The 12,663-nt window shown below is 61.3% G+C and carries 12 protein-coding genes; 8 read left to right on the forward strand and 4 right to left on the reverse strand.

Annotation, left to right across the window (positions count from 1 at the left end; translation table 11 throughout):
• Positions 1 to 68 precede the first annotated feature (68 nt).
• Positions 69 to 2,618, forward strand: a complete 2,550-nt coding sequence (locus tag TQ38_RS27070; RefSeq protein WP_043975959.1) for a TonB-dependent receptor — start codon at positions 69 to 71, stop codon at positions 2,616 to 2,618.
• 113 nt (positions 2,619 to 2,731) lie between these two features.
• Here TQ38_RS27070 and TQ38_RS27075 read toward each other — a convergent pair whose 3' ends face one another.
• Positions 2,732 to 3,478, reverse strand: coding sequence for an SDR family NAD(P)-dependent oxidoreductase (locus TQ38_RS27075; RefSeq protein ID WP_240198230.1), 747 nt, complete (start codon positions 3,476 to 3,478; stop codon positions 2,732 to 2,734).
• 109 nt (positions 3,479 to 3,587) lie between these two features.
• Between TQ38_RS27075 and TQ38_RS27080 the strand changes: the two genes are divergently transcribed.
• Positions 3,588 to 4,043: a nuclear transport factor 2 family protein gene (locus TQ38_RS27080; protein WP_043975963.1), complete on the forward strand. Its 456-nt coding sequence runs from the start codon at positions 3,588 to 3,590 to the stop codon at positions 4,041 to 4,043.
• 27 nt (positions 4,044 to 4,070) lie between these two features.
• Here the strand turns inward: TQ38_RS27080 and TQ38_RS27085 are convergent, their stop codons facing one another.
• Complete coding sequence (locus TQ38_RS27085; RefSeq protein WP_043975965.1) at positions 4,071 to 4,508, reverse strand: nuclear transport factor 2 family protein; 438 nt, start codon at positions 4,506 to 4,508, stop codon at positions 4,071 to 4,073.
• A gap of 292 nt (positions 4,509 to 4,800) precedes the next feature.
• Here TQ38_RS27085 and TQ38_RS27090 point away from each other — a divergent pair, with 292 nt between their 5' ends.
• The 6 genes from TQ38_RS27090 to TQ38_RS27115 all read left to right on the forward strand — a co-directional run bounded on the left by TQ38_RS27090 (position 4,801) and on the right by TQ38_RS27115 (position 11,137).
• A complete protein-coding gene (locus tag TQ38_RS27090) occupies positions 4,801 to 6,930 on the forward strand; it encodes a TonB-dependent receptor (protein ID WP_052505767.1) in 2,130 nt (709 codons plus the stop codon).
• Positions 6,931 to 6,961: 31 nt separating this feature from the next.
• Positions 6,962 to 7,465 carry a nuclear transport factor 2 family protein gene (locus TQ38_RS27095; RefSeq protein ID WP_052505768.1) on the forward strand — a complete coding sequence of 168 codons (504 nt, stop codon included), beginning with the start codon at positions 6,962 to 6,964 and terminating at the stop codon, positions 7,463 to 7,465.
• 82 nt (positions 7,466 to 7,547) lie between these two features.
• The gene (locus tag TQ38_RS27100) at positions 7,548 to 8,303 is read left to right on the forward strand and encodes an SDR family oxidoreductase (RefSeq protein ID WP_043975969.1); all 756 of its coding nucleotides are present in this window, start codon (positions 7,548 to 7,550) and stop codon (positions 8,301 to 8,303) included.
• A gap of 85 nt (positions 8,304 to 8,388) precedes the next feature.
• Positions 8,389 to 9,069 (forward strand): TetR/AcrR family transcriptional regulator, encoded by a 681-nt coding sequence (locus TQ38_RS27105; protein ID WP_052505769.1) that lies wholly within the window; start codon positions 8,389 to 8,391, stop codon positions 9,067 to 9,069.
• Between the two features lie 118 nt (positions 9,070 to 9,187).
• On the forward strand, positions 9,188 to 10,162 hold the full coding sequence (locus TQ38_RS27110; RefSeq protein ID WP_043975971.1) for a Gfo/Idh/MocA family protein: 975 nt from the start codon (positions 9,188 to 9,190) through the stop codon (positions 10,160 to 10,162).
• Positions 10,163 to 10,234: 72 nt separating this feature from the next.
• Positions 10,235 to 11,137, forward strand: coding sequence for a hypothetical protein (locus TQ38_RS27115; protein WP_052505770.1), 903 nt, complete (start codon positions 10,235 to 10,237; stop codon positions 11,135 to 11,137).
• 53 nt (positions 11,138 to 11,190) lie between these two features.
• On the opposite strand, the gene TQ38_RS27120 is transcribed toward TQ38_RS27115, so the two are convergent.
• The gene (locus TQ38_RS27120) at positions 11,191 to 11,907 is read right to left on the reverse strand and encodes an EthD domain-containing protein (RefSeq protein ID WP_043975973.1); all 717 of its coding nucleotides are present in this window, start codon (positions 11,905 to 11,907) and stop codon (positions 11,191 to 11,193) included.
• Positions 11,908 to 11,975: 68 nt separating this feature from the next.
• Positions 11,976 to 12,662: a hypothetical protein gene (locus TQ38_RS27125; RefSeq protein WP_043975975.1), complete on the reverse strand. Its 687-nt coding sequence runs from the start codon at positions 12,660 to 12,662 to the stop codon at positions 11,976 to 11,978.
• Position 12,663: the final 1 nt, after the last annotated feature.

A 12,663-nucleotide genomic window follows, 5' to 3' on the forward strand; every position in this document is an offset into this window, starting at 1 on the left:
AGCGTGACGATCCCCGGACATTCGCATGACGGCTGACCGCAAAAATTGCGGCTTATTGGGGAGAGGTCATGACTTTTGATCGAGTATGTCTCGTTTCGCGCATCAATGGATTGCTGCTGTCCAGCGTGGCGGTGTCGGCTTTCATATGGCCAGCGACAGTTCAGGCACAGCAGCAAGATCCGCGCACGACATCCGCGGTGCCCGAGATCATCGTCACCGCAAACCGCCGCGAAGAACGTGGCCAGGACGTTCCCATCGCGATCACCGCGATTTCCCCGCAACGCCTCGAGCAACAGGGCGTAAACAAGGAACAGGATCTTCAGGCCACGATCCCGTCGCTGGTTGTCGGGCCCAACGGGCAGGGCTCGCGCGATTCCAATTCCTTCACGCTGCGCGGCCAAGGCGCGACTTTCCAGGCCTCTCCAGGTGTTGTCGTCTACCTCAACGAAGTGGCCTTGCCCGCTGGCATCACTCTTAGCCAGCAGGGCGGACCCGGCAACTTCATCGATCTCGAGAACATGCAAGTTCTGGCCGGGCCGCAAGGAACGCTTTTCGGGCGCAACACCACCGGCGGGGCAGTGCTGCTGGTTCCCAAGAAGCCGAGCGACGAATTCGGCGGCTGGGTAAAGGGCGAGTACGGCAGCTACGACCGCACTTACCTCGAAGGCGCGGTGAACGTTCCTCTGGGCGAGAAGCTCGCCATCCGCGCCGTTGGAGCCTACCACGACAGGGATGGTTACACGCGCGACGTAATCTGGAACAAGGACCGGGACGACGAGCACTGGTATTCCGGTCGCGTCGGCATCCTGTTCAAGCCGACCGAAGGCATCACGAACTACACGATGGTCTACGGTGCCCATTCGCGCAACAACGGGGCTGGCCTTATAAACCGCGGGTTCAACATCCCAGCACTGGCACAGGTTCAGCTTTGCGCCGAGGCTCCCGTAGGTGCCGTCGGTGGTTACTCCTGCGATGTCTACCGCGCGACGACCGCGCAGGCCGATGCCTGGGGACCGCGAAAGACCGGCTTTTCGGTCGACACTTATGCCAAGACCCAGACTTGGGGTATAAGCAATACGACTGATATAGAACTGAGCGACGAACTGACGCTGCGTAACATCGTCAGCTACCAGAAAATGAAAGTCGGCTACCGCTATGACGGCGATGCCAGCATTCTCCAGCAGCACGACGTCGATCCTGGTGTTCTCCCAGCGGACGGCGTCGTTACACTGCCCGGCACACCCTTTCCTGTCTTCTATCGTAACGAGACGCTAGATTCTGAGCTTCCCCGCGACAACTTTCGCGTCTGGTCGGAAGAACTTCAGCTTCAGGGCAACATGCTGGACAGCAAGCTGGTCTGGACAATCGGCGGCTTCTATTTCGATCAGCGCCCCGATGGCCTACAAGGTTCCCGCGCCATCACCTATTGCCCCGCCGTCCAGACTGGTCTCTGCACGGCCTCGCGGGCGGAGTATGGCACCAGTACAGTCTCCAAGGCGCTCTATGCGCAGGCCACCGTCGACTTTGGCGCCGTCACGCCTTCGCTCGATGGACTTCGCCTGACAGGCGGCTATCGCCACACCTGGGATCACGTCTACGGTTTCGCGACGCAGTTCAACTACAGTAGCCTGCTGCCCGCCGGCGCCGTGGTGTGCGGCAAGGACAGCACGCAGGTCGTGCCCGAAGCGACGGCCCTGGCGGATTGCCGGTTCAGCGGTTCGCAGCGCACGAATTCGCCCTCGTGGCTGATAGGGCTCGATTACAAGGTCACGCCCGATATCCTACTCTACGGCAAAGTCAGCCACAGTTACAAGGCAGGGGGCTTCAATCCCTATGCCGTGTTCTTCGGCCAAAACGGCGATCCGGATACCCGAACGTTCCTTCCGGAAAAGGTTACGTCCTACGAGATCGGCATGAAGTCCGACTTCCATCTCGGCACGGTCCCGCTGCGCTTCAACGTTGCCGGCTACAGCACGGACTTCAAGGGAATCCAGCGCGCCACCGGTGACTTCAATCTGGCAACTGGCGCAGGGGGCTCTCGTACGCTCAACGCCGATGCGCGCATTCGCGGCGTGGAAGTCGAAGCCTCGATGCGGCCGTTCCCCGGCCTCGAGATCGGCGGCAACTTCAGTTACACCGATGCCAAGTACAAGGACTACACATATGTAACCGGAACCGGCACGGTGGCTTGCAATGGCGTCATCGCACCGGGAGGCACTGCGGATGCGTCCTGCCTCGATTTCCAGTACGTCTCGCCCTACATCTGGAGCGTCCACGTCTCGGCGGAGCAGCCCCTCGGCGATGACATGGGGATGCTGGCGCTCTATGCGGCCTATTCGCATACCTCGCGTCAATTTACCGAGGCCGTCAATCTTCCGCAGAACCAGCCGGGGGCCTATCTGGAAGCCTTTGGCCTGCTGAATGTCTCGCTGGACTGGCGTAACGTGGCCGGTTCTAAGTTCGACCTTGGGGTCTTCGCGACCAATCTCGTCAACAAGACCTATCGTGTTTCCAACTCGGACGTCTATCAGGGAGGTGGCTTGCTCTACTGGGCGACGCTGTACGGAGAGCCCCGCATGCTCGGCGTCAGGCTCAAATATACCTTCGGCGGAGGCTAAGCACTGCTCCGAGATGGAAATGATGAGGAAGGGCCGTCGCGTGAAAGCGTCAGCCCTTTCTCATGTGCATCCCCAGTGTAAGCGAGCAGGCGCCCGCGCCCAAATAGCAACGTTCAGCCTGCGGTCTGGCCGCCATCCACGCTGAGGGCCACGCCGGTCATGCGCCGTGCCTGGTGCGATGCTAGGAATGTCACGACTTCAGCAACCTCCTCGGAAGTAGCCAGAGCTCCGCCGTCCAGCCACGATGCCGAGCGCATCACCATTTCCATATCGACGTTGTCCGGCATTGCTTGGTGCAACATGGGCGTTTCGACGCCGCCGGGACACACGGCGTTTATGCGAACGCCTGCCTTCGAGAATTCCAGAGCCAAGGCGCGTGTCAATCCAACCACGCCATGCTTGGAAGCGGTGTAGGCGGCATTGAACGGCACACCCACGAGGCCGGCTGCCGAGGCCATGTTCACCACGGCGCCCCGCCGCTCCACCAGATCGGGCATGGCGGCCCGGCACATGTTATAGACGCCGGTGAGATTGATTCCGATCACCCGGTTCCAACGGTCGGCGCTCAAATCCCTCAATGATCCGAAATCGAGGACGCCTGCGATGTTGCATAGTATGTCAAGCCCGCCATGCATTTCGACGGCTCGGGCGATGCATTGCCGGCAGGATTCCTCTGAAGCCACGTCCAACTCGATCGCCACTGCGCTCCCGCCAAGCCCTTGCGATGCTTTCGCCACGCCGGCGAAATCGCGGTCCGCGAGGATGAGATCGGCGCCTTCCGCCGCGAGTTTTCGTGCTGTCGCGAGGCCGATGCCTGAAGCAGCCCCCGTTACGATGGCGACCTTTCCTTCAAAGCGCATATCGATCTCCCGCATTTAGTTTTGCGGATTATTGTCCTGCCGCAGTGCGCATTGCAATGGTGATTCAAGTCGTTCATTGAGTAATTGCGAAAAATAGGAAAGAGGCAATATGCTGTCGCTTCAGGAAATATCCGACCGGCTCGAGATCGAAGACCTGCTTTCGCGCTACAGTTACGCAATCGACGACCAGGACTGGGACGCACTTGATCAGATATTCGCAGCAGATGCCGTGATCGACTATACCGAGACTGGCGGGGCGAAGGGTTCGGTGGAACAGATCAAGGCCTGGTTGCCGAAGGCGCTCGGGCGCTTTCCCTCATATCAGCATATGGTCGCGACGCGGCGGCTGGAAATCGACGGAGACACGGCGCGCTGCCGATCCGTGCTGTTCAACCCGATGCGCTACCGAGCGGACGATGGGGCCGAACAAGTGTTCTTCATCGGCTTGTGGTACCGCGACCGGCTGGTTCGCACCGCGAATGGCTGGCGCATAGCAGAGCGATACGAAGAGTTTTCCTATGCGCACAACGTTCCGGATATGCCGCCCGTGCCGCGTTTGGAATAAGGTGCTGCGACCTCCTTATTCGCTCATCTACATTCCGATTACGGCGGGGTCGCCGTGGTGCAGGAACCATTCCGCCTTGCGGTGCGATATGCGCCAGCCATGGGGATAGCGCGTCCAGGTGTCTACGTATTCGCCGGTCGCATCGAGAATGGGGCCGAGCGGTTCGTCCCGCCGCTGATGTCTTGCCTGGACATAGGCACGGCTCACTGCGCTGTCGCCGGTGACGTCGATCAGGATGCTACCGATGAGGTGCTGCGTTGGGCCGCACGTGTCGAGATACCGGCGCATCTGTTGGTCCAGAGCAGGCATTCCCTGCTGCATTACGCCATTTCCGTAGTCGAACGTGAGATCCTGGGAAAAAACTTCGCGCAGTCGGTCCCAGTGTTTCGAGTCCAGAATCCGGGCGAATAGCGCGAGGCCGCGGGCGATTTCCCGTTCGTCCGAAAGAGCGTTCAAATCCGCCATCTAATTCTCCCACGTTTCGTTCGCAGCTGCGAGAACCACCATCTGCGAGCGTTTACCGCTTTGATGCGTCATTTGTCATCAAAGACTCGACATCGCACTCATATGCCATCAATAAAGCGCAAAATGCAAAATCAGATCGGGGATATTACGCACAATGCGTAAAAAAAATCGCGTTTCGCTAAAATCGGTTGCTCTCGTACAGAGCACTATGGCCGCTGCGGCCCTGTGCTGCCCTGCAGTAGCTCACGCGCAGGATGATGCCGTTTCGCAGGAAGAAGCCGGAGTTCAGGGAATGGACATCATTGTCACGGCCCAGCGCAAGTCGGAAAGACTGCAGAACGTGCCTATCGCGATCACGGCGCTCTCCGGAGACGCGATAGCGAACCAGGGGATCACAAATCTTGAAGGTCTGTCCACGGCGGCGCCCAATCTCAAGGTCGTGGCCTATCCGACCTCTTCCGATACCCTCACCCTGACGATGCGCGGACAGGGGGCAGGCGATGTCGGCCAGATAACCCGTGACGGCGGCGTTGGCCTCTACGTGGACGGATTTTACATCGGCCGCCCGCAAGGCGCATTGCTTGACTTGGGCGAGCCCGAGCGGATCGAGGTGCTGCGCGGGCCGCAAGGTACGCTCTACGGCCGCAATACGACAGGCGGCGCCATCAATATCATCACGAAGAAGCCGTCCGGTGAATGGGGGGGATCCAGTTCGCTCACCTTCGGTAGCCGTAATCTCGTGCGCGGGCTCGCCAGCGTGGACCTGCCGGCCGTAGGAAATCTCTCGGTCAAGGGTTCGCTCGTCTACGTCGACCAGGACGGCTGGGTGAAGAACCCCGGCGTCGCCCACAATTTTGGCGAGTTCAATCAACTGGCAGGACGAGTCTCCGCAAAGTGGACGCCCTCCAGCTACCTGACGTTCCTCTATACCTATGATCGCGGACGGGTAAGAACGACGCCGCTCTACTACGTCAATCCGGGGCTCGAAGGGGCCGTGCCGGGTTACTTCGCCGACAAGGACCGGACATACGCCCCTCTCGAGCTGAGATCCAGCGAGACACAGTTTGTCGATCATCAGTTCACGGCGGAGTTCCGGCTTTCCGATGCGCTCACGCTGCGCTCGCTGAGCGCCTACCGCGGCTTCGAGGCCAATCAGTTCACGAACTATGGCCTCGCCCAGTCCACTGCCAGCTTCCCGCTCACGGTGGAGCAGGAAGCGTATTACCGCACGCGCCAGTACTCTCAAGAATTCCAGTTGCTGGGTGACATCACCGACCGGCTCGATTTCACCGGCGGCCTGTTCTACTACCGGGAAAAGGGTAGGCACGATAATGTCAGCACGCTTGGCTATGTCACGCTGGGCTTCAGCAGCGACACCAGCTACCGCATCGATGCCCTTTCGCAGTCCTATGCCGCCTACGCCCAGTCCACCTGGACGCCGCCGGTGCTGGACGATCGACTGAAGATCACCGCCGGTGGCCGCTATACCCGCGACAAGCGGCGCGCCTCGCGCGACTTCTCGTCCGGGGGCATCCTCATCGATGATGGAGTGACCAATCGCCAGAAGTTCTCGAACTTCAGCCCGATGGGTAATATTGCGATGCAGTGGACGCCTGACGTCATGTCCTACGTCAAGTTCTCGAAGGGGTACAAGGCAGGGGGCTCCGCGGAGAGCGCCCCGGACTTTACCCAGACCTTCGGGCCGGAAAAGGTTACTGCCTGGGAAGCCGGTATCAAGAGCCAGTTGTTCGGCCGGCTGCTCACCCTTAACCTAACGGGGTTCTACAATACCTTCGACAATATCCAGATCGATTTCGTCGCGGATCCGGTCAACACCGCGATCATCGCCACCTACAATGCCGGCAAGGCGAACATCAAGGGGGTCGAACTGGACGCAAGCCTCAATCCCTCGCCCGACTTCGGCCTTCGCGGTTCGTTCAGCTATCTCAAATCCAACCTCGAGACCGTAACGGCTCTGCCCGGCACGATTTTCGATGGACCTTTCCAGGTCGGGGAAAACGTCGCAGGCTACTTCACGCTGCCCTTCGTTCCCAAGTTCGCCTGGACGCTCGGGGCCGACTGGACCTTCCTTCGCTTGAACGACGACGAGTTCAGTGCCCACGCTACCTATTCCTACCAGAGCGCGGTCTTCACCAGTTCCGGCGCCGGGCCCCTGGTGCCCGGGCGCGATTTCTACCGCAACGACGCTGTCAAGAACCTGGATGCCCGGATCAACTGGACACGGCCGATCCCCGCCGGCCGCAAGCTCACCTTCTCGATCTTCGCGGACAATCTGCTCAACAACCGGCGCAGCGACTTCATCATCGGTCTGGGCGGCACGGCGCTGACCGGTTATCAAACGAGCGCGTCACCCTACAACGAACCACGGACGATCGGCGGCGAACTGCGTCTCGATTTCTGAATTCCACCATTGAAGAGGAGGGATAAAGAGCGTGAGCATCACCATGGAAGATCTCGCCGCGCGCTTGTCCGCATTGGAGGACAAGGAAGCGATCCGCCTGCTCAAGGCGCGCTACCTGCGAGCCTGCGATCTCAAGCAGCCGGACGTCGTTCGCGACTGCTTCCTGCCGTCCGGGGTCAAGATCGCTTATCAGGGTTTTCCCGAGTTTCGGGACCGGGACGATTTCGTCGCCACCTTCGAGGCAATGGCCTGCAAGCCCGGCGTGTTCGACATTCATCATGCGACCAACTGGGAAATAGCCATCGAAAGGCCCGGGCAGGCACGCGGCCGGTGGTCGCTGAACTTTCGCACGATACTGATGGACACACGCACAGTCACTCGTCTGGCGGTCGAGTACGAGGATCTGTACCGGCGTGAGGACGGGCGCTGGTGGATCGCGGAGACGGTCAGCCGAGTGACTTCCGTTCTGTCGGAGCAGATCGAGGAAGACGGGTCGGTCAAGGTGCTCGCTGCGGGCGCGCTCGCGCAGGCGTAACCGGGATCGCAGTTCTCGCGGGCTGAATCGTATTGCCTTAGAGACGAGAAAAGAAGCCGGAGCTTGAGGGTAGAAACCAACTATGATCGACTATGGATTGCAGGGGCGCGTGGCCCTGGTGACGGGCGGCGGCGGCGGCATTGGCCGGGCAAGCGCGCTGGCCTTCGCGCGTTCCGGTGCCAGTGTGGTGGTCAGCGACGTTGATGACGGGCAGGGTAGTGAAACTGTCCACCTGATCCGCTCGCGCGGCGGCAACGCCATCTACAGCCGCTGCGATGTGAGCGATCCGGCGCAGGTCCAGGGCATGGTGGCGAGCGCCGTCGACACCTTCGGCCGGCTCGACTGTGCGTTCAACAATGCCGGCATCAACTCGATCATGCTCGATGAGTACGACGACGAAGTCTGGTCGCGGGCGATCTCGGTCAACCTTACCGGTGTCATGATGTGCATGCGCGAAGCGGCAGCGGTCATGGTGAAACAGGGCGGCGGGGCCATTGTCAACACGGCGTCGATCAACGGCGTGGTCGGCAATCCGGGGCAACCTGCTTATACCGCGGCCAAGCACGGCGTCGTCGGCCTGACCCGCCATGGCGCCCTGCGCTGGGCCTCTTCGGGTATTCGCGTGAATGCGGTTTGCCCTGGCGTCATCGATACACCGATGACCGAACAAGTCGCGGCCGATCCGGCGTTGCGGGCGATGATAGAGGGGATGACGCCGATCGGCAGAATGGGGCGGGCGGAGGAAGTCGCCGAGGCCGTGGTGTGGCTATGCTCCGACGCGGCGAGCTTCGTGACCGGGCACCCCCTGCTCGTGGATGGCGGTGCTACCGCGATCTGAATGTGCACGCGCAAGGCGGCTTGCAGGAGGTGGTCCGGCTCGGCATGGTACCCGGCCGCGCCGCCGCCTAATCAGGGAAAGCCAATTGCCCGGAACACGCTCTCCTGAACGGGAAACGCCGGTTAATCCGCCGCCGGCTCCGTCCGCGCGGCGGGTCGCCTCGATCGAGCGCCGCCGGGGTGCTACGCGCGCCCTGATCCTAGAAGCGGCGCGGCTTATTTTTGCATCCGCGAACTATGCCGAGGCGAAAGTAGACGACATCATCCGAACGGCGGGCGTCAGCCGCGCGACTTTCTATGCGCATTTCACGTCGAAAGCCGAGTTGGCAGGGGCGATCTACGAGGCGATCGTTCCCCAGACGACGGCGCTTTTCGCTCGCTTTCCCACCCTGGAGGAGCCGGCGCAAGTTCATGCCTGGCTGGATGACTTTGTAGCGCTTCATCTGGAGCATCGGTACGTCACGCCGTTGATCGCGCAGCTCCAGCTGTTCGAGGCAGGATTTCGCAAGAGGATCCTGCGCGATACCGATGTACTGATAGAGATCACGCTAAGCGGTGCCTGGCCAGAAACGCCAGGCGATGAGCCTGCAAGCGCCGAAGGGCGGAGCCGCCGCATCGCCCTGCGCCTGCTGTTCAATCGGGTGGCCGCAGCTTGCGCGGAAATTGCGAGAGGCGAATACGGCGCCGAAGATGCTCGTACTTGCCTTGAGCTTCTGGCTGACGAAATCCTCAGCTTCCTTCGTGGGCCGCCCTCATCAACCGTCTAGACTCGAAACCAGACTCAAAGTATGGTTTTGGTAACGGCTGGGAGAGACCAATGGCCATTCGTGTCGGCATAGTCGGGGCAAACCCTATTACGGCTGGGGTTCCGGCGTTCATCGCCGCGTGATCGAGAGGCTGCCGAGCTTTACCCTTTACGGCGTCTGCACCACCCGGGAGGAGAGCGCCCGAAAGGCTGCGGCGGTCTTTGGGGCGCCCATTTGGACAACGTCGCACGAAGATCTCTCCGCGCGCTCCGAAATCGACGTGATCGCCATCTGCGTGAAAGCGCCGTTCCACTACGAGATCGCCAAAGCCGCGCTCCAGGCGGGCAAGCATGTGTACTGCGAATGGCCGCTGGCGATTACCGCTGCGCAGGCTGAGGAATTGGCCGCGCTGGCCGCATCCGGCGCGGCCAGAACGATCATCGGACTGCATCTGCGCGGCTCGCCGGTGATGCTCCAGGCTGCCCGAATGATTGCCGAGGGGTTCGTGGGCCGGGTCTATAGTGTGTCGCTCCAAGCGCGGTTGTTCGGTCCGGTCATGCGCGCCATGGCGCTGCGTTCGGGTGGCACCACGCTCCATTCGATCTATGCGGGACACCTGCTGGATGCGCTGGACCATTATTTCGGGGGTATCGCGGAGATCGCCATGCGCGGAGCAGTGCACCTGCCGCCGTTCGACGAGACGGGACAGTCAATACCGCGGGACGCTTTCGATCATGTGCAGTTCCACGGCGTGCTGGACCACGGTGCGTTGTTCGATGTCGATCTCGCCGGCGTGTCGATGACCGGCCTCGGCTGCACCTGGAAGATCGAAGGTTCCGACGGCGTGCTGGTCCTTTCACGCGGGATCCAGGCTTGCCGTCGATCGAGGCGCTCGCGCTGCACGGGGCGCAAGGGGAAGCGGCATTGCAGGCGATCCCGGCTGACATTTCGCTGGACTGCGCGGCGATACCCGCCCAACAGGATCGCTACCCAGCCTATCCGGGTGTTTCCGCTTCGCGCGAGGCGCTTGGCGCCATCGGAAATCTCTATCTCGAACTGGGCCAGGCGATCGCGACGGGGCGGCAGGCCGAGCCGGGTTTCGACCGCGCCGTGACGATCCAGCAGATGCTGGAGCGACTGGATTTCGCGAATACTCCCTCGCAAAGCCTAGCCGGAGTGGCATGACATGAAGCAGGAAGTTACCCAGGAAAACGTGTCTCCCGCCGAAAGCGACGTGACGACCGGCAGCCCGGTTTTCTATCTCAACGGCCGCCGCAAGCTGCGCACCGAAAGCAGCGTGCCGATCAGTTCGTCGCGCTGGCTCAATGACGCACGGGTGCGGGAATGGATGTCGACCGAGAGCCTGCGCCGCAATGGCCACGATTATCCGCTGCTCTACGGCCTTCCCAGTCTCATGCAGGCCGTGGATGAAGTGGCCGACGTGGCGGAAGTCGAACGCCTGGTGGCGCGGGAGCGCCAGGCCAATGTCGCATTCGATTCCTGGCTGACCGAGGGCTTTGTCTCGACCTATTCGCGCGAGGATCTGCGTGATTACCCGAAAGGGTCTGTGGGGCGCCAACTCTTCGCGCACATGGAAGAATACGACCTTTCGCCAGAACTCAATTCCCGCATCCTGGAAAATCCCGATTGGCGCCCGGCGAACACGCTGGACTTCTGGAACCTGCGCATGGGCCAGACCCACGATTGCTGTCATATCCTGGGGGAAGTGGGTTTCGGTTCGGTCGCCGAATACTTCATCACCGGCGTCGTGACCGGCAATGCCTTCCGTCACCTGGGCGCCGAGCTGGCAGGCGCGCTCATGACCGTCAATACGCTGATCATGTTCCCGTGGATGACACGCACGATGCTGCACTATCCCGGAGCCTGGCCGACCCTGTGGCGTAATCTGCAGTACGGCTACGAGATCGGCCAGCAGTCCGACATGATCTTTGCAGCAAAGTTCGAGACGATCCTCCACCTTCCGCCTGCCGAGGCCCGCGAAGCGCTGGGCTGGCGGGGCTTCACCGGGACAACCGACAGCCGGGAAGCCTCCATGATCTTCGGGGAGGGACGCGAGATCATTCCCTGATCGCGCGGAGTTGAAGGACCGCCGCGGCGCTGTATGCAGCAGCGGTCCTTCGTTCAGTCGTCGAGATCGGCGAAATCGAACTGGCTGGTCGGAATGATGTCGATCTTCGCGAAATCGATGAAGCCGGCGCAGCTATCCGCCATGGTCTGCGTATTGCGGGCGAACAACGCCTCGTCGCCTTGGGCGCCGAAGAAGGCGCGAGGCTCGCTCATGGCCTCGGCCGGGAAACACTCCTCCACGAACGCCGAATAGGCTGGGGCATCCGCTGTCAGCGGGCGCACCACGATGTTCTGGACATATTCGAAGTTGGATTGAGTATCGATCGCAATACGGGTGTGATGGCTGTGCCAGTGATCCACCGCAGCAGCCTGCGTCATGTCGTCTCGAAACGTGATGAAACTCGCCTGCGACCATCCCCATGTTCGTTCCCCCGGGCATGGCATATGATCGCGATTGGGAATGATCGTGGACTCGGCCACGAGCCATGCCGCGAAACGGCCGCTGCTTTGCTCGATCACCGCATCCACGCCGCTGCGGAAGATCGCGTTCGCGGATGGCAGCCAGAACTGGACGACCGCCTCTTGCTGGGGGTTCTGCCACTGCTGAAGCAGATCGGCGGCAGGATCGACCGCTGCATCCCTTACGTTCAGGCGTATGCCGCTCGCCCCTTGTGCCTTCAGGGCGCTTGGCAGATCGCTCAGAATCCGCGCTGCGAACCCGGCGCGGCTTTCGCTTGCCGGCGCCCAGAGGGCGTATATCAGCTTTTCCATGATCCGGTTCCTGGTAGCGGGCGGCCTTACGCCGCCCGGTCAAAGCTGAACTTGCCTATCCAGGCTGGTCAGGCCCACTCGACCACAGAGAGGACGTGGTTCGAATAGCCGGGGAATATGTAGTCGAATTCCAGGATCATGGTTTCACCCAGCATCCCGCTCGACAGAATGTCGGTTTCGAGAAAGGCCTGCACCCCGTGCTTACCATAGGCGAACCGCGTGACGTCCTTGTAGATCGGCGAGGCGTCGAGCCGGGTATCGACTTCCGCGGTTCCCGGCAGGCCCCGATTATAGACCAGCTTGAGCCGTCCCTTGAGTTCGGGGTCGTTGCGGTTGGCATCCTCCAGGGCCAGAAAGACGGTCTCTAGGTCTTCCAGGCTTTCCAGCAGGGTTCCGTAGTGGAACGCGTATTCCGGGTCCTCGTCCATCTTCTGGCGCATGGCGCCGACTGCGGGATGCTCGTTGTCGGTGCCGACATGAAGCGCTTCGTGGATGGCGTTCATGAGGTCGCGCTGCGCATCTGGCACGCACGAGAGATAGACAATGCCATCGCCGCGCGGATGATGGCGCTGGTCGACGACGAAGCGGTAGAAATGCGTGCCCGAAGGCAGGAGAAGATCCTGCGTCTGAACATAGCCCAGCATCGCCAGCAGACGTGCGGCGAGCGGTCCTTCCTCGGGGTTCTTGTAGTGAAGAGCCATATGTCCCATCGACCGCGCGCCGTTGGTCTGGGCGGTCAGAGTTGCGGTTGCCACG

Source organism: Novosphingobium sp. P6W (assembly GCF_000876675.2).
Lineage (GTDB): Bacteria > Pseudomonadota > Alphaproteobacteria > Sphingomonadales > Sphingomonadaceae > Novosphingobium.

Coding starts and splice junctions, on each gene's coding strand:
- TQ38_RS27070 (WP_043975959.1), top strand. CDS start 69: ATGACTTTTGATCGAGTATGTCTCGTTTCGCGCATCAATGGATTGCTG.
- TQ38_RS27075 (WP_240198230.1), bottom strand. CDS start 3,478: ATGCGCTTTGAAGGAAAGGTCGCCATCGTAACGGGGGCTGCTTCAGGC.
- TQ38_RS27080 (WP_043975963.1), top strand. CDS start 3,588: ATGCTGTCGCTTCAGGAAATATCCGACCGGCTCGAGATCGAAGACCTG.
- TQ38_RS27085 (WP_043975965.1), bottom strand. CDS start 4,508: ATGGCGGATTTGAACGCTCTTTCGGACGAACGGGAAATCGCCCGCGGC.
- TQ38_RS27090 (WP_052505767.1), top strand. CDS start 4,801: ATGGACATCATTGTCACGGCCCAGCGCAAGTCGGAAAGACTGCAGAAC.
- TQ38_RS27100 (WP_043975969.1), top strand. CDS start 7,548: ATGATCGACTATGGATTGCAGGGGCGCGTGGCCCTGGTGACGGGCGGC.
- TQ38_RS27115 (WP_052505770.1), top strand. CDS start 10,235: ATGAAGCAGGAAGTTACCCAGGAAAACGTGTCTCCCGCCGAAAGCGAC.
- TQ38_RS27120 (WP_043975973.1), bottom strand. CDS start 11,907: ATGGAAAAGCTGATATACGCCCTCTGGGCGCCGGCAAGCGAAAGCCGC.